Raw genomic sequence first — 17,571 nt, 5'->3', positions numbered from 1 at the left:
ATTAATTATTCTCCCGCTTCATTGATAATGGGAATGGCTGATTGTTTTCATATTTCCCTTGGCAATCAGCAATATTTTGGCTTCCTGGTTGGCAAATAATATTTGGCATCAAATAGTTTGAACCATCACTACACAGAGCCTGACCTTGGTTATTAATATTTAATCCGCCTTGATTGACGGCTGCACTGACAGGCGCTTTACAGGTCACGCCATCACTGCGTGTCATGACGACTTGCCCTTTGCCATTATCTAATTGATAGTTCAGGCTCAGTGGTTTACCTGTTTTTTGATCTTGAATTCCCGCACCTGCTTTCCATTGGCCATTAAGGAATTGGGTTGAGCCATTCGCTAACGCATTTGCGGGAATAGTCAGTGGTGTTGTGTTATCAGCTGTGGCTGGTGGGGTGACATCTGGTGGTGCATTGGGATCAACAGGAGGGTTAGCCGTGTTGTTCTCATTCCCTGTATTTTGATTGTTATCTGTTTTCGGTTGCTCATTTTGTGTGGCTGGATCAACCGGAGGTACGTTAGGCTGTTGCGCATCGTCGGGCGTTGCTCCTTCAGGTAAAGCACCTTGGTTATTATCTATTTGAGGATCAACTACAGGTAAACCAGTAGTAGGATCAACGACGGCGCCGTTATCACCCGTGCCATTAATCACATTCCCATTGGCATCAACGGTGCCTAATGTTCCTGTGTGAACTGTATTTGTTGGTACACCAACGGTGTGGCCGTTAGTAACCACTGTGGGAATTTTCGGTTTTTCAAGCGTAGGGTCGGGCAATTTAGGCGCTTCAATATTTGGCGTTTTAATATCAACCGTAGGCAGTGCTGGCGTTGAAAAACAGCCTCTTAAGAAGAAAATTGCGAGTAGAAGTAATAATAGAGGTAACAGCCACCATAAGAAGCGCCACCAAGGGCGCTTAGTTTCAGTAATAATGACTTTTTCTTGCACTGGTGGAGCCACGGTTGATGTGGGTGCGATTGGCGCTACAGCCGGTTTTAAGCAAGCAACAGGATCAACTCTAAGTTGTTGATTAGCGCTGACAAAACCCCAGAAGGTAATAATAGGTTGGCCATCAACAATAAAAATATGGTTTTCGTCAGGAAATTGGATAGTTTTGCTGAGCAGGGCACCAAAAAGCTGACTTTCTTTATTTCCAGCTCTTTGCTGTTCTTGTTCACTAAAGGCGATTAAATCATCTTGATTCTTTTTCAGTTGCGCATAAGCGGCGGTGCGTTCTTCTTCTGAAGCAGCAGACCAAGGAATAACAGAGCCATCAATCGGTGAATACCAGTCAATGCGCTCGCCAGTTTCATTTGGCTGAGGAATAGCAAGACATTGAGAAATATGTGCTTTTCCTCTTAAACGCAGGGTTTCACGTAGCTGCAGTGCAGAGATATAAACAGCCTGTCCATTTTCTCCCATAGGGAGGTAACTTTCTAATTTACCACTTCGTAAGAATGCTTTATTCACGACGATCATTCCGCTAGGCAAGATTATCTATGGGTAAGTTGGCTTATCCGTAAATAGGCTTTAAGGCTAAAAATAAAGATATAAAATTTATATTCATTTTATATTATCAGAAATTGGGTGTCTATCTAGCGGATTATTTAGGGTTAGTTAACTGATTATTATTAAAGGATTTTTTATTTTTCTTGAGTGAAAGAGGGAATATTAAGGTGACGATGATGATAATGAAATAATGATATTACAGGTTGCGCTATATTTTCTTAAATATATGGATTAAATCACCGATATATTAGCTTTTACATTAAAAAATAATGAGATAGAAGAAAAAAAAGACAAAATATAAAGGGATAAACTATTAATGAGTATCTCGTCATTGTGATGGTAATCACAAAATAGGTTTATTCTGAATAATGAGAGAATAAGAAAAGAAAAAAACAGACAATTAAGGAATGGTCTTAAATAGATAAGATATAGAGCTCGTCAGTGCCAATATAATAATAAAATACACGTAATACGTGAAAAACTCACCCTCAATGTGAAACCAAAGAGGGTGAATTAAATATTAGAAACCGTAATCAATCATTATTTACAGTTCTTTGGAATATAATCTTCAATTGCTTTTCGAGTCATTAAAGTAACTTCATTAGCATTACGCGCTGTGAAGACTTTACCTCCAGTGGCGCTCGCCACACAGTTACCCGCACCTGTACCTAAAATATCAACCACATTAATGACCGCGCGAGGGTGAGCGCGTTTTAATGTACGCGCTGCTGCGCATGGATCTTGATCGCAAGACTCTAAACCGTCAGATAACAAGACAATAATCGTGTCACGATTATTCCCTTTGATAAGAGAGCCTGCTCGTTGAATAGATTCGGCTAACGGTGTACCACTATCAGGTTCAATTCGTTTAATGTAACTAAGCAATTTTGAGCGTTCATTACCACCATATGCAGGGCTTGATTTCACTACACCGCAGTCTGATGCTACAACAGTAGTAATTTTCATATCGGAAGGAATACTATTAATAATCTTAGTCGCTGCATTTCTTGCTACTGTGATACGACGAGGTTCGGCATCATAGCCCGCGAAGAGTTTTCCTGTGCTTGAAATAAAGTCTAAGTCGTCTTCCGTTAAACTCATACTCAATGCCATTGAGCCTGAAGCGTCAAAAATAATGATCACTTGAGGTGCTAACTCTGCTGGGCGTTCAGCTGGGCACATTTGTTTTATTTTACTGGCTAAGCGATTTTCACAGGTTGCATTTGCTGTTTTCTCTGTCACTCCCGATTTTTTCAGTTCATCTTGCACACAAGCTTCTAGTGGCGTGAGTTTTTTCACTGGCACAGGTTTAGGTGCAGGTACAGGTACTGGAGCCGGTTCTGGTACAGGTTCAGGGATAGGCTCCGGCTCTGGTACAGGCTCCGGCTCTGGTACAGGCTCTGGAACGGGTTCAGGAATAGGCTCTGGCTCAGGTGCGGGCTCTGGTTTTGGTGGTATGACAACGGCAGGTTTCTCTTCAACCACAGGAGGAACCACTTTCGGATCAAAACAGCCTTTTAGCCAAGATGCCAGTAAGAGTAAAAATAGTAAGAATAATAGTAGTAATAACCAACGTAGCCAGCGATTACGTGTTTTGGCGGGCACATCGGCCAGTGCGGCACCCGCAGCAGCGGCACTTGCCCCCGCGGTAACTTGTGCAATAGGGGGTGGCAATGGTGTGGTGCGTGGCCACCATGTAATAACGGGTTGCCCATTAATAATATAGACACTTTCGCTATCAGGTAGCGTTGATGCCGTATCTAAAAGATGGCGCTCTTCATCCGTGATCCTGTTTTGTGATGCTAATAGTGCCGTTTGCGTTTTAATATCGTTAAGGCGTTCATCTAAAATACGTCTTATTTCTTGTTGTTCTTGTCCTTGTAACGAAGTTAAAGCGACAGGATTACCAGAAACCGGAGAATACCACTCAACCACATCATCCGATTTTTTCTCTGGCGTCGCAAATAGAGAGCGGTACTTAGTCGGAAAGTGTTGAGTCAGCAATTGAAGTAATTGCTGTTGATGCGTTAAGGCAAAATCGGCGCGGGTAATATCAGCCGTTAATCGTGAGATTCGATTCATATTTTAGAGAGCCTTATGTGACGGCCATATTCATTTAAAGAAAGAAATTTAAGATAGCAATATTATTGACTATAACGGCTTTATAAAAAAGGTGAAATTAAAGCGTTCACTTTTTTAATATAAGACAAAATTAATTTTTATTTCTAAATTCGCTCAATTTATTTCTCTATTTTAACAGGGAAAATAATCCATTTGCTTATTTATCTTCACACCCATTAGGATGGCGTATTTATGTTAAAGAGGGAGATCGCAAATTGGCAGATCTTCCTTATTGAGTACTGGTGAATATTGATATAGCACATAGAGCATCTTGGGGTTACAGGGTATGTTACCCACACTAAAAAATAGCCAAATCATTCGCTTTTAGGGGAATTTATTCCTCTCTTTACGTTGATATAACAGCAGGTTTCTGATGACAAATAAAATAAATAATAACCAACTACTTAATGATGTAACTCGTTACTGGAATATCCGAGCTGAAAGTTATAGTGAGTCGAATCAACAGGAATTGCTGAGCGAAAAACAACAGAAATGGCGTCATCTATTATTGGGGCATACCAAAGTAGGTGAAACCTTAAAAGTGCTTGATATTGGAACGGGGCCTGGTTTTTTTGCCATTTTATTAGCGTTATCAGGTCATGAGGTTACGGCAATTGATGCAACGGAAGGCATGTTGCTGGAAGCTAAACAAAATGCGCAAACACACAAAGCAAATATTCAATTTGTTCGCGGTGATGTACACCAATTGCCTTTTGCCAGTGAACAATTCGATTTAGTAGTCAGTCGTAACGTGACATGGAATTTAAAAGCACCTCAAAAAGCGTATTCGGAGTGGTTTCGAGTATTAAAACCGGGTGGTAGTTTAATTAATTTCGATGCTAACTGGTATTTACATCTCTTTGATGAAAGCTACTGGCAAGGTTTTGTGGCGGATAGAGAGCGTTCAATTGAAAAGCAAGTTGAAGATCACTACGTCAATACAGATACCAAAGAGATGGAACGAATTGCTCGCCAATTACCATTAAGTCAAATTAAACGTCCGCAATGGGATATAAACACCCTGTTAGAAGTCGGTTTTAGTCGATATATGATAGATACTCGTATTGGTGATTTCGTGTGGAACGAAGAAGAAAAAATCAATTATGGTTCAACACCGATGTTTATGATCCACGCACAAAAACAAAGAATAGATAATTAAAGGAGAATAACGTGAAGCCCTTACTTTCAGTGTTCCCAACGCTATTATTAACACTGGCATGTGCTTTTCCTGCATTAGCAGACAAAAGTAATAATATGTTGGATTATGCCAGCACAAAAGATATTCGTGATATCAACCCGCATCTCTACTCTGGTGAGATGGCAGCTCAAAATATGGTATTTGAATCCCTTGTATTAAATACCGAAAAAGGTGTTGCACCTTATTTAGCGGAGCGTTGGGATATTTCTCCTGATGGTAAGAGCTACACTTTCTTTTTACGCCATGATGTGACATTTAGTGATGGTGAGCCTTTTAATGCTAAAGCAGTAAAATTAAATATTGAAGCGGTACTAGACAACTATGAACGTCATGCGTGGTTAGAGTTAGTTCGTCAGATTGATAGCGTTGAAATTGTTGATGAGTTCACTGTTAAATTAAATCTAAAAAACCCTTATTACCCAACATTAACGGAATTAGGTTTGACTCGCCCATTCCGCTTTATTTCGCCGAATTCTTTTATTAATGGCAAAACCAAAACAGGTGTTGCGAACTATGTGGGTACAGGGCCTTGGGTATTAACTGAGCATAAAAAAGACCAATATGCTGAGTTTAAAGTTAACCCCAATTATTGGGGAGAGAAGCCGGTATTAAATGGTGTGATATGGAGAGTGATCCCCGATAGACAAACCATGTTACTTTCTCTGCAAAAAGGGGATATTCAGCTTATTTTTGGTGCAGATGGCGATATGTTAGATATGGATTCATTTGAAGCTCTTATGGCATCAGATAAATTCAAAACGGAAATGAGTGCACCGATCGCGTCTCGTGCCATTGTGCTCAATAGTAGCCGAGCAATGACATCTAGCCAAAAAGTACGCCAAGCATTGCAATATGCGGTTGATAAAGAAGGGATTGCCCAAGGTATTTTAGCGGGTAGCGAAAAAGTCGCTGATACTTTAATGGCGCGTAGTGTGCCTTACTGTGATTTTTCTTCCCCAACCTATATTTATCGTCCAACAAAAGCGATTGATCTATTAGAGTCTGAAGGTTGGGTATTACCAAAAGGTAAGACTATCCGTGAGAAGCAAGGCGAAAAATTACAGTTATTGCTCTCTTATAATGTGAATAATGCTGTTGAGAAAGAGATAGCTGAACTTATTCAAGATGACTTTAAAAAGATTGGTGTTGGTCTGACGATTTTAGGTGAAGAAAAACAAGCCTATTTAGATAGACAAAAAAATGGTGATTTCGATTTGCAATATTCGCTCTCATGGGGAACACCTTACGATCCGGCTTCTTTCGTTTCATCATTTAGAATACCTGCTCATGCGGATTATCAAGGGCAAAAAGGATTGGCAAATAAAGCTCAATTAGATGCCATGATTGGTGAGTTGTTAATTACACCTAATGAAGCGCGTCGTCAGGAATTATATAAAACCTTGTTTACCTCATTAGCAGAGCAAGCCGTTTATATTCCATTAACTTATTCACGTACTAAGGCTATCCATCGTAGTGAATTAGAAAATGTGGGCTTTAATCCATCTCAATATGAAATACCGTTTGAAAAGATGCGCTTTAAGCCTTAATTAATGCATTAATGAGGTCAACTAATATAAGTGTGGCTCGTAATATCAACGTGCCACACTGATCAAACCTTATGCTACGTTATATATTCTGGAGAGTGCTGGCTATCTTCCCACTGGCACTGATGATTTCATTTATTGCCTTTATTCTGTTGGAGTTAGCCCCATCTGATCCCGCGGAAGTCGCGTTACGCGTCAATGAAATAGTACCAACACCTGAAGCCATTGAAGGTATGCGCCATGAGTTAGGGTTAGATAAACCTTTTTTTACGCGTTACTTTTTATGGTTAATGGCTGGTTTACAACTCGATTTTGGTACTTCTTTTCTTACAAGAACTCCTGTTATTCAAGAGATGCTAAGGGCGTTGCCTCCAACACTTTGGTTAGCCTCAACAGCGCTATTCTTTACGATTATTCTGGCATTACCTTTAGCATTATGGTGTGTGGCTAAACCTCAAAGTTTTACGGATAAATGCATTCGTTTCATTGTATTTGTTTTAACAGCAATTCCTAATTACTGGTTAGGGTTGCTTTTAATTTGGGGGGTCGCAGTTTATTTAGATTGGTTGCCTGTCAGCGGGATGTTATCGCCACAGTCTGTTATTTTGCCTGCACTGGCACTCTCTTTAGGGTATATCGGCACTTATTTGCGGTTATTACGCGGTGCGATGTTAAATCAATGGCATCAGCCTTATGTCTTTTATGCCAAAGCGCGAGGATTACCCGATAACCTTATTTTACGTCGTCATATTTTACGCAATTCGCTGTATTCCAGTTTAACAGCATTGGGAATGAGCATTCCGAAGCTTATTGCTGGTACGGTGGTGATAGAAAATATTTTTGCTTGGCCGGGGATCGGACGACTATGTATCAGTGCTATATTTGGTCGTGATTATCCGATGATACAAGCTTATATTTTATTGATGTCACTGCTATTTCTCTTTTTTAATTTTCTGATGGATGTCATTCAAATGATGACTGACCCACGGTTAAGGAGATAGTGATGTGGCAACTGTTTTGGCAACGACTTGCAAAAGATAAAAGCGCACAGCTGTGCTTATCGGTGATTATGATTGTGATTATTGCAGGAATATTTGCCCCTTGGTTGGCACCACATGATCCCACATTAACCTCGATACGTTTGAAATTTAAGCCTATGAGTTTTGATTATCCGTTAGGTACGGATAATTTAGGGCGCTGTATCTTTTCAAGATTATTGTTTGGTGTAAGAACCACGGTATTTTATGCCTTATTAGCCATGAGTGTGACATTAATAATTGGTTGGTTAATGGGCATGTTAGCCGGGTTTTTTCATGGCAAGACAGATACATTAATTATGCGGTTATGTGATGTAGTTTTGTCATTTCCAGCAGAAATTATGATCTTAGCGTTAGTGGGAATAATGGGGCCGGGTATTGGTAATATCTTAATTGCCGTTATTTTAGTGAAATGGGCATGGTATGCCAGAATGATCAGAGGGGTTGTTCGCCAATATTCTCATCGTAATTACATTGCATATGCACAGGTCATTGGCGCGCCGTCCAGTCATATTTTACGGCGACATCTATTACCTGTTACCTTTGCTGAAACTATTGTCTTAGCATCAACGGATATTGGCAGTGTTATTTTAATGATCTCTGCGCTCTCTTTTTTAGGGTTAGGCGTACAACCACCCACGCCAGAATGGGGAAATATGCTCAGTGAAGCAAAAAATGTCATGGTATTACATCCAGAACAAATGTTGCCAGCGGGGATTGCTATCACTCTTGTCGTTACCGCATTTAATTTTTGGGGTGATTTTTTACGTGATGTGTTTGATCCCGATAATCGCCAGTCAGTAGGAGAAAAGCATGAACAACTTACTGACGCTTGAGCATGTTTCTATTTTTCATCAAGAAAGTGGAAAAAAACTGATTGATGACATCTCTTTCTCGATAAAACAAGGACGTACATTAGCGATTGTCGGAGAAAGCGGTAGTGGTAAAAGTTTGATGAGTAAAGCCATTATGGGATTGCTACCTGAACAATTAGCGATGTCAGGAGAGATTTTCTTTGAAGGAAAGAAAATCAGTCATGAAACACTTTCTCAACGTCGAGCTTTATTAGGAACATCTTTAGGTGTGATTGTGCAAAATGGTATGAGTGCCTTCGATCCCTTGATGAGAATAGGAAAGCAATTTTGCCAAACTTTAACCTACCATTTTTCCTATTCTAAAAAGCAAGCCATAGAAGAAACACAGTTGGCATTATCTCATGTTTTTCCTCATCAATTTCAATCTATTATGCAGGCGTTTCCTCATCAACTAAGTGGCGGACAACTACAACGTGTGATGATTGCGATTGCGCTCGCTTTATCACCGAAATTATTAATTGCGGATGAACCGACAACGGCGCTTGATGCACCACTTCGCCAAGATATTTTAAAATTGCTTCATCATGTCGTCACAACTCATCATTCAACACTGATTTTTATTTCTCATGACTTAGGGCTAGTTAATGAAATTGCCGACGATATAGTCGTCATGCAAAGAGGGAAAATGGTTGAATGTGGCGATAAAACAACCGTTTTATCACATCCAACACAAGAATATACGCGTTATTTAATTAATGCACGCCGGCAGCTTTCATTACGCTTCGAGCAATTGATTAATAAAAAAATAGATTAATGCCATCATAATAAAAGAGGGTTTATGTTATTAAGTGTTGAGAATATTAGTAAGTTTTATACTCAAAAAAATAACACACTATTTGGTGAAAAAGTGAAGGTTATCGATTCACTCTCTTTTAGTATTAATTCAAGTGAAGCCTTTGGTTTAGTGGGTGAAAGTGGCAGTGGGAAAAGCACGTTAGCGCGTTTAATTTGTGGATTAGAATTACCTGATAGTGGTGCTATTTCTTTAAATAATAAACCCGTTACAAAACGACTTCATCGCCAAGGTATAATTAGTATCGTTTTTCAAGATTATATGACTTCCGTTAATCCGACATTAACGGTAGGCGAAATTATTGCTGAGCCGATTAAAATCATTAATCCAAGTATTAGCTATCAAGCATTGAAAACACTTATTTTTGCTTTTTTAGATAAAGTAGAATTACCTAAAAGTTGCTATACACGTTATATATTTGAACTGTCTGGTGGGCAGGCTCAACGAGTCTGTTTATGTCGTGCATTAGCGTCTTATCCAAAACTTATTGTATTAGATGAAGCACTTAGTTCTTTAGATATTCCCACTCAAGTTCAAATATTAGATTTATTAAAACAGTTGAAAGAAGAGTTTACACTCTCTTATCTTTTTATTAGTCATGATATTCAAACGGTGGCTTATTTCTGCGATAAAGTGATGTTTTTTTTACAAGGAAGGAATATTGAACTGTGTGAGATAAATAATTTAGGCAATGTTTCTCATGATTATTCTAAAAAGCTTATTCAAGCTGTTATTTAATCAATAAACAGCAATGCCTTTTAGCATTACTGCTTGTTGAATTTAATGTATTTAGAGATTATTCATTAAGTGTTCTTGAACCGCTTTTGCATCATTTGCAGCATTGAAATCAATACCAAAATTCAGCGTGCCTTCTTTAAGTTCAATACTACGAGGTGTTGCTTTAGAACAGGTAATATTCTGTATTTTTTCTTTTACTGTTTCTTGTGCTATTTTCGAGCTCTCACAAGTATTAATTACGCCTTTTAATCCTTCGCTACAATAACTATCAACACCTATTGTTTTTAAATCATCAGCAGTAAATGCAGGCCAATCAAAAGTAACTTTTATATTGGCATCACAGCTTTTATTTAAATCAACAACACGGGACTGAATATTTTCTTCGAATTTTTGGTGTAATTCTTTTTCTGCTAATGTCGCTGAAAAAGCAGAAGAGGAAATAAACAGCAGAGAAAGACTGATAGCAATATTTTTCAACATAATTAAATGCTCCAAAAAAAAATATATAAATTTAAGTTAACTTATTAAAAATAAAGTAATAGCGCGTTATAGCAATAGGAATATTATTGTTTTTCCTTTTTTCATTATTTTTTGAATAATATCTCTCATTATTAGTGAGATATCTTTTTATAAAAGGATATTTATTGTTGAGATATTGATATTTTTATAAGTGATTTTACTTATCTAATTAATTAAATGTTCGTTAGTTTCATAACGAACATAATCGATTCAGTACATCACTTAAATAACCCACAAAGCCAAATAAATAAATTTCCATTAAAAACATATAATTACGTTATCTATGTAGATCTGCATCACAAAGTAATCTTATTGTGATTGTTTTTTCGTCATGTTCGAATTAACTTGCTAACTCGAAGTAGCAAAAATTAGCATAGCGTTAGCAAATGATGAGGGTTCGCATGGAACAACAATATTTTATTGGCGTTGATGTTGGCTCAGCCAGTGTCCGTGCAGCGGTATTTGATAGCAATGGAAAGCGTTTGGGCTTTTCTGTTCGCCCTATTGCTCAATTTCGCCCAAAAACGGATTTCGTTGAGCAATCGTCTACCGATATTTGGCAACAGGTTTGCACTACCGTAAAAGAGTCGGTGGCGTTATCTGCGATTGATCCTATCCATGTGAAATCTATTGGTTTTGATGCCACTTGTTCTTTGGTTGCGGTGGATAAAGACGGTAAAGGGCTTTCTGTTTCACCAAGCGGTAAAGCTGAACAAGATATCATCATGTGGATGGATCACCGTGCTGTACAAGAAACAGTCACTATCAATCTCACCAATGATCCTTCACTGCGATATGTTGGTGGTGAAGTCAGTATTGAAATGGAATTGCCAAAAATTCTGTGGTTAAAAAATCATTATCCAGAGCGTTATGAGAATGTATGGCGATTCTTTGATTTAGCTGACTTTTTAGTTTGGAAAGCAACATCAGGGGATGTAGCAAGTACTTGTACATTAACCTGTAAATGGAACTATTTAGCACATCAGGGGCAATTTAGTGAGAGCTTGTTAGCCGATGTCGGTTTGGATGAATTATTAGAAAAAGTACCACAAACCATTCTTGCGTTAGGTGAACAAGCAGGTTGTTTAGACGAGTCGGTTGCCAATGCGTTTGGCTTGCACACGGGTGTCATTGTGGCTTCAGGCATTATTGACGCACATGCGGGTGGTTTGGCATTAACGGCATCACAACCTGAAGGGAGCTTGGCAATTATCAGTGGTACGTCTAACTGCCATATGATTGTGAGCCAATATCCAATTATGGTACCCGGTGTTTGGGGGCCTTATTTTGGCGCGATGTTACCCGAATTATGGCTAAACGAAGGTGGTCAAAGTGCTGCTGGTGCGTTAGTTGAATGGTCTATCCGCCGTCATGAATCATGGGCTGAATTAGAGCAAGAGGCGAATGAAAAAGGCGTTAACTACTATGCCTTATTAAACGAAGCTGTCGCTGAATTGGAAGAGAATGAACAATATCCAACAGCACAGTTTCATGTTTTAGCTGACCATCATGGCAATCGTTCTCCGCGTGCAAATCCTGCAGCCAAAGGCATGGTAAGCGGATTAACGCTGGAAAGTGGTCGAGTTGCGTTAGCTCGTTATTATCTCGCGACACTGCAATCTATTGCTTATGGTACACGCCATATTATCGACACGCTTGAAGATGCTGGACATCAAATCAATCGCATCGTGATGTGTGGTGGTGCAACGAAAAATCCATTGTGGCTACGCGAATATGCCAATGCAACAGGTCGTGAAATTCATTTAGCACAAGAAGAAGATGCAGTGAATTTAGGGGCTGCATTATTAGGTGCGGTGGCATGTAAAGCCTTTGATGATTTCTCTAAAGCTGCCAGTGCAATGGTGCGAGAAGGTGGCATTATCACACCAGATAGCGACACGTTTGCCTTCCATCAGGCCAAATACCAAGTTTATTTGCAGATGTATCAAGATCAGCAGCGTTATAACGAAATGATGTCAGATTGTTGACCACTAATTTTTCCGATTATGAACCGAGTTTACCTTACCAGGGATATCTTATGTTGAACTTAAATCTACCAAAATTACCGACAACCATCACAGCAGGTCAGAAAGAGATCCTGATGGTCACCAACGCAGACTTACGCGAGCCTGCAAACGTAACGTGCTGGCCTGTACAGAAAAAATTTGAAGATAAACTGGCTGCAGCATTAGAAGCTCAAGGTTACAAAATGAAGCGTGCTCATGAAATTAATGAAGCTCGCGGTCATGGTTTTATCAGTAGTCAGCGTGAAGGTTGCGATATGTTTGCTGCAATCGATCCTGATGCACCGGTTATTGTGTTATTAACCGCTTGGCAATATTCACACCATATTGCCTCTTCATTAGCACACCATCGTGGCCCTATTTTACTGCTGGCTAACTTTGATGGTACATGGCCGGGTCTTGTGGGCATGTTGTGTTTAGCGGGTACGATGACTAGTTTAGGTAAAAATTATTCACGTTTATGGTCAGAAGAGTTTGATGATGAATTCTTTGTAGATAGTTTAGCAACTTGGTTAAAATATGGTTATGTAAATCATAAGCTTAGCTATCTTACAGATATTGCGCCAACACACAGGGTAATGGCGACAGAAGCCGGCGAAGTGGGTCGTAAAGTCGGCGAATATATAATTAAAAATAAAGAAATAATAGGTTTGTTCGATACATTCTGTATGGGAATGATTAACGGGGTCTTCCCACAACAGGCAATGATCAATATTGGTATGCCAATTGAATCCCTTTCTCAATCTGCGTTACTGGTCGAAATGGCGAAAGTACCGACAGAGTTAAGAGAAGCATGTTTGCAGTGGTACGAAGATAACGGGATGACGTTTATGTTCGGTCAAGATGACACAACTGAACTCACTCGTGAACAAGTGATGGAGCAGTGCGCCATGATGATTGCAATGGCGCGTTTCGTAAAACGTTTTGGTCTAACAGCAGTAGGTGTGCAATATCAGCAGGGCTTAAAAGATTGTTGCCCTGCGTCTGACTTTGCTGAAGGTGCGATTGGTTCAACCGCGCGTTTCCCACTGCCAGATGAAAACGGCGAGATTATTTGCCCTAACACACCAATTCCTTGTATCAACGAAGTGGATATGGGTACGGCTATTCCTCAAACGATGTTATGGCGTTTATTAACATCATTAGGATTACCTGCTGAAACCACGCTACATGATATTCGTTGGGGTAGTGAGTATGAAGGAACATTCTACTGGGATATGGAAATTTCAGGCTCTGTTCCTTTTGAACACCTCAAAGGTGGCCTAAAAGGTGCAACAGGTTATCGCCAACCTCCGATGTTCTTCCCTAAAGGGGGTTCAACTATCGCAGGTCAAGGTAAAGCAGGGCGCTTATTATGGGGCCGTGCACACTATGAAGGTACTGATGTGATTATGCATATTGGTACAGGTGTGGCTGTGGAGTTACCTGAAGCAGAATTTGAACGTCGCCGTAAAGCAACTAACTACGAATGGCCATTATTGAACTGTACGTTAGATGGCGTAACTCGTGATGACCTTATGGCGGGACATCAAAGTAACCACATTACTGTGGCTTATGTTGATGAAGATAAATTGGCGTTTGTGCTAAAAGCATTTGTTGCTCAAGCACTGACTCAAGGTATCCAAGTGAAAGTGGCAGGCGATGCCATTAACTTACTGTAAGGAATTGATGATGAGTCAGCAAAAATACGTCGGTATTTGGCCTGTTATGCTAACCCCTTTTGATGCCAAAGGGGAGATTGATTGGGCGTCATTAGAGCGCCTTGTAGACTGGTATATCGATTCTGGTGTACATGGACTCTTTGCCGCCTGCCAATCAAGCGAAATGTTTTATTTAAGTGATGAGGAAACTCTAGCACTCACCCGTTTTATCGTTGAAAAAGCAGATGGAAGAGTACCTGTAGTTGCTTCTGGTCATACTGCAACAGCATTAAGTCAGCAAAAAGAACAATTGCAGGCAATGGCTGGCACAGGCGTCGATGGCGTCATTATGATCAGTAATCGCTTGGCTCTAGTCGGGGAGTCGGATGATAAAGCGCTGGAAACACTGCAAGTCTTAACCAATGTGGTACCAAAAGAGATTGATTTGGGTATCTATGAATGCCCTTATCCTTACAAACGTTTGTTATCTGAAGAAATTGTAGAGTGGTGTGCTCAAAGTAATCGCTTTACCTTTATCAAAGATACGTGCTGTTCTCTTCCGATGATAGAACGTCGTTTGGCATTATCAAAAGGGACCCGCTTGCATCTTGCAAACGCCAACAGTCAAACGCTATTAGCTTCATTCCAAGCTGGATGTCAGGCATATAGCGGTGTAATGGCAAACTTCCATCCAGAGCTTTATGTTTGGCTTTATGAGAATTGGAAGGATAAACCAGAGCAGGCTGCGGTATTAGCAGATTATTTATCAACAGCAGCGATGACCGAAACACTGGATTATCCAGCATGCGCGAAATATCATCAGCGCCTGATTGGTAACTTCAGTACGCTGGTCTGCCGTTCCCGTAACAGCAGTCAGTTTGAAAACTCATTTTTCCCTTCTGCCGTCAATAGCATGACTGCATTGGGTGAGAATATGAAGAAGTGGCTTTCGTTAGATTAATTTAGGACACAGGAGTAGGAATATGCCTTTCGTGATGAAGGAAACCCAGTTTGTGCTTGATAATGCACATTCACTTTTTAATCACTGCCATGCTTCAACGATTGTGCGTGTGCCTAACTCTGAGCGTTTGTTAACCGCTTTTTTTGCTGGCGATAAAGAAGGTAGCGGTAATACCGCTATCTGGCTAGTGGTGAAAGAGGGTGAACATTGGCAACACGCTCAACCTGTTGTTAAAAATCCGGGTGTTGCGCACTGGAATCCAGTTTTACATGTTGACCCATCAACAGGTAATATCTGGCTGTTTTATAAAACGGGTCCCGACGTACATAGTTGGACAACCCAATACGTTATCTCGAAGGATGGCGGAAATAGCTGGAGTTTACCGAGTGAATTGGTTTCTGGTGATGTAGCACCTAGAGGTCCTGTGAAAAATAAAGTGTTAGTGATGTCGAATGGCGAGTGGTTGGCACCAGGGTCGGTTGAGGATGACCAGTTCTGGGATGCGTTTGTCGATATTTCGAGTGACAACGGTCAACACTGGTTGCGAGTAGATATTCCAATTGAACATTATAAAGGTGAGCAAGCGGAACATGAAATCTGGCAGGGTTTAAAGGACGATGCCTTATGGGAGACTGATCTACAACGCGTTTTTCAATGGGATGGCGTGATACAGCCAACACTATGGGAATCCCGGCCTGGGCATGTGCATGCCATGATGCGGAGTACGCGCGGTACTATTTATCGTAGCGATTCAACGGATTATGGGCGCAGTTGGTGTCCAGCTTATGCAACAATATTACCAAATAATAATAGCGGCATTGATGTCGTCTCCTTCGCAGATGGTCAACTGGCATTGGTGTATAACCCGAACTCAGGTAACTGGAGTCGTCGTTATCCTATTTCTGTCAGTCTTTCATCCGATAATGGCAGTACTTGGTCTGAACCATTCGATTTACTCGATGGGGAAGGCGAATTTTCATATCCGGCTATTATTGCTGAAAACAATACCCTACACGTGACCTTTACTTGGAATCGAAAAAACATTGTTTATCAGCAACTAATGGCTACTCAATAAAAATGTGGAGAAAGGGTTTTATGAAAAAGAGTCTACTCGCAGCGTTGGCGATTACGATGACACTGGGCATGGGGAACGCAGTTGCCCAACAGTTAACGTATCCTACAAAAAATATTGATGTTGTCATCCCGAAAAACCCGGGCGGTGGTACTGATACTTCTGCACGTACTATCATTGAATTTGCAAAAGATGTGATGCCAGCTGGACGTATTTTCGTTCCTGTGAATAAGCCTGCTGGTAATGGTTTAACGGGTCTGATTGAAGTGGCTAATGCACGCCCAGATGGCACGAAGTTAGTGATGACAACCGTTGAATTGGCGATGTTCCCACACCAAGGAAAATCACCAGTTACTTATAAAGATTTTACCCCAATCGCAACAACTATCGCTGATCCAGTGGTGTTAGTTGTTAATGCAGAATCACCTTATACCACGTTACAAGAGTTTATTGAGGGTGCGAAAGCGAACCCGGGTAAACTGAAAGTCGGTAACTCAGGTATGGGGGCTATTTATCACTTAGCTGGCGTTAATATCGAACGTACCACTGGTGCTAAATTTAACCATATCCCTTACAACGAAGGTACAGGCCCTTCAATTGCTGCTTTAGTGGGCAACCACATCGATGGCGTATTAACAACTCCGGGTGCAGTTAAATCTCAAGTTGATGCCGGTATTCTACGTGTTCTTGGTGTAATGGATGAGCGTCGTTTCCCATTATTCCCAGCCGTACCGACTTTCAAAGAAGCATTGAAATTAGATACTAACGTGAAAATGCGTGCTTGGGCTGTATTAGCAACAACCGCTAATGTGCCTGATAACGTGAAGAAAGAGTTAGTTGATGCATTCTCTGAAGTAGTTCAAAAACCCGAATACCAAGAAGCACTGAAAAAACAAGGTATCATGCCTGTGTTTATTACGGGTGATGATGCTTACCAAATGATGAAAGAAGACCACGAGATGTATGCTGAGTTAATTGCAGCAACCCTGAAAAAATAACTTTTCTAATATTATAAACCACCCTACCTGTTACGGCAGGTAGGGTCGGGGAGATCCCGACATGACAAAAATCAATACAATCATCGGTGCGATTTCAGTGGCTTTCGGGGCACTAATTATCTATCTCTCCCGTGATATGAGCATGTTTGATGATTATGGTGTGCCTGGGGAGCGTTTTTGGCCTTATGGTCTTGCCATCTTATTTATTTTACTGGGGATTTTTCAATGGATTAGTATCGTGGTTGATAAAATCAAACATGTACATAAGTCTGTTGACCTGAGTTCTACTGCAGTTAAACGCGCTTATGGTTTAGGCATCTTTATGTTGGTCTATGCCACTGGTCTGCACTTTTTTGGCTTTATTATTCCGTCACTGCTTCTTATCCCGGTCATTATGTGGCTGATGAATGAAAGAAAACCTATTGCACTGGTTGTTATTCCGGTTGTGATGGTTGCCGCCGTTTATGTCTTTTTTGACATTATCTTTAATTCACCTCTGCCAACCTCCGTCTTTTTTGAATAAGCGGTAAAGGAG

The 17,571-nt window shown here is 40.4% G+C and carries 15 protein-coding genes; 12 read left to right on the top strand and 3 right to left on the bottom strand.

Annotated elements, in window-relative coordinates:
- Nucleotide 1: 1 nt before the first annotated feature.
- Entirely contained in the window at nucleotides 2-1,477 is a 1,476-nt protein-coding gene (locus NBG71_RS15460; protein ID WP_260280369.1) for an SrfA family protein, read from the bottom strand.
- A gap of 579 nt (nucleotides 1,478-2,056) precedes the next feature.
- A complete protein-coding gene (locus NBG71_RS15455) occupies nucleotides 2,057-3,598 on the bottom strand; it encodes a vWA domain-containing protein (protein WP_223672649.1) in 1,542 nt (513 codons plus the stop codon).
- Nucleotides 3,599-4,010: 412 nt separating this feature from the next.
- Here NBG71_RS15455 and NBG71_RS15450 point away from each other — a divergent pair, with 412 nt between their 5' ends.
- From NBG71_RS15450 to NBG71_RS15425, 6 genes are all read left to right on the top strand, one after another.
- Nucleotides 4,011-4,796, top strand: a complete 786-nt coding sequence (locus tag NBG71_RS15450; protein ID WP_098941632.1) for a class I SAM-dependent methyltransferase — start codon at nucleotides 4,011-4,013, stop codon at nucleotides 4,794-4,796.
- Between the two features lie 11 nt (nucleotides 4,797-4,807).
- Nucleotides 4,808-6,382: a nickel ABC transporter substrate-binding protein gene (gene nikA / locus NBG71_RS15445; RefSeq protein WP_075671179.1), complete on the top strand. Its 1,575-nt coding sequence runs from the start codon at nucleotides 4,808-4,810 to the stop codon at nucleotides 6,380-6,382.
- A 71-nt stretch (nucleotides 6,383-6,453) separates the two neighbouring features.
- A complete protein-coding gene (opp1B, locus tag NBG71_RS15440) occupies nucleotides 6,454-7,380 on the top strand; it encodes a nickel/cobalt ABC transporter permease (RefSeq protein WP_075671181.1) in 927 nt (308 codons plus the stop codon).
- 2 nt (nucleotides 7,381-7,382) lie between these two features.
- Nucleotides 7,383-8,252, top strand: coding sequence for a nickel/cobalt ABC transporter permease (opp1C, locus tag NBG71_RS15435; RefSeq protein ID WP_156734320.1), 870 nt, complete (start codon nucleotides 7,383-7,385; stop codon nucleotides 8,250-8,252).
- Entirely contained in the window at nucleotides 8,230-9,045 is an 816-nt protein-coding gene (locus NBG71_RS15430) for an ABC transporter ATP-binding protein (RefSeq protein WP_156734318.1), read from the top strand. Before opp1C ends, NBG71_RS15430 begins: the two co-directional genes overlap by 23 nt.
- Nucleotides 9,046-9,069: 24 nt before the next feature.
- Nucleotides 9,070-9,822, top strand: a complete 753-nt coding sequence (locus NBG71_RS15425) for an ABC transporter ATP-binding protein (protein WP_075671187.1) — start codon at nucleotides 9,070-9,072, stop codon at nucleotides 9,820-9,822.
- Between the two features lie 51 nt (nucleotides 9,823-9,873).
- On the opposite strand, the gene NBG71_RS15420 is transcribed toward NBG71_RS15425, so the two are convergent.
- Nucleotides 9,874-10,302 (bottom strand): hypothetical protein, encoded by a 429-nt coding sequence (locus NBG71_RS15420; protein ID WP_075671189.1) that lies wholly within the window; start codon nucleotides 10,300-10,302, stop codon nucleotides 9,874-9,876.
- 440 nt (nucleotides 10,303-10,742) lie between these two features.
- On the opposite strand from NBG71_RS15420, the gene NBG71_RS15415 reads away from it, so the two are divergent.
- From NBG71_RS15415 to NBG71_RS15390, 6 genes are all read left to right on the top strand, one after another.
- Nucleotides 10,743-12,329 carry an FGGY-family carbohydrate kinase gene (locus tag NBG71_RS15415; protein WP_088494291.1) on the top strand — a complete coding sequence of 529 codons (1,587 nt, stop codon included), beginning with the start codon at nucleotides 10,743-10,745 and terminating at the stop codon, nucleotides 12,327-12,329.
- A gap of 50 nt (nucleotides 12,330-12,379) precedes the next feature.
- The gene (locus tag NBG71_RS15410; protein WP_250916989.1) at nucleotides 12,380-14,026 is read left to right on the top strand and encodes a signal transduction protein; all 1,647 of its coding nucleotides are present in this window, start codon (nucleotides 12,380-12,382) and stop codon (nucleotides 14,024-14,026) included.
- A 10-nt stretch (nucleotides 14,027-14,036) separates the two neighbouring features.
- The gene (locus NBG71_RS15405; RefSeq protein ID WP_099659213.1) at nucleotides 14,037-14,966 is read left to right on the top strand and encodes a dihydrodipicolinate synthase family protein; all 930 of its coding nucleotides are present in this window, start codon (nucleotides 14,037-14,039) and stop codon (nucleotides 14,964-14,966) included.
- Nucleotides 14,967-14,988: 22 nt separating this feature from the next.
- Nucleotides 14,989-16,041: a sialidase family protein gene (locus tag NBG71_RS15400; protein WP_250916988.1), complete on the top strand. Its 1,053-nt coding sequence runs from the start codon at nucleotides 14,989-14,991 to the stop codon at nucleotides 16,039-16,041.
- Nucleotides 16,042-16,061: 20 nt separating this feature from the next.
- A complete protein-coding gene (locus NBG71_RS15395; protein WP_223672646.1) occupies nucleotides 16,062-17,036 on the top strand; it encodes a tripartite tricarboxylate transporter substrate binding protein in 975 nt (324 codons plus the stop codon).
- Between the two features lie 61 nt (nucleotides 17,037-17,097).
- Entirely contained in the window at nucleotides 17,098-17,559 is a 462-nt protein-coding gene (locus NBG71_RS15390) for a tripartite tricarboxylate transporter TctB family protein (RefSeq protein ID WP_075671202.1), read from the top strand.
- The last annotated feature ends 12 nt before the right edge of the window (nucleotides 17,560-17,571 follow it).

Source organism: Proteus sp. FZP2095 (assembly GCF_023701425.1).
Lineage (GTDB): Bacteria > Pseudomonadota > Gammaproteobacteria > Enterobacterales > Enterobacteriaceae > Proteus > Proteus cibarius.
Note: the sequence above shows the minus strand (reverse complement) of the source record. Positions and strands in the feature narration are given on the sequence as shown.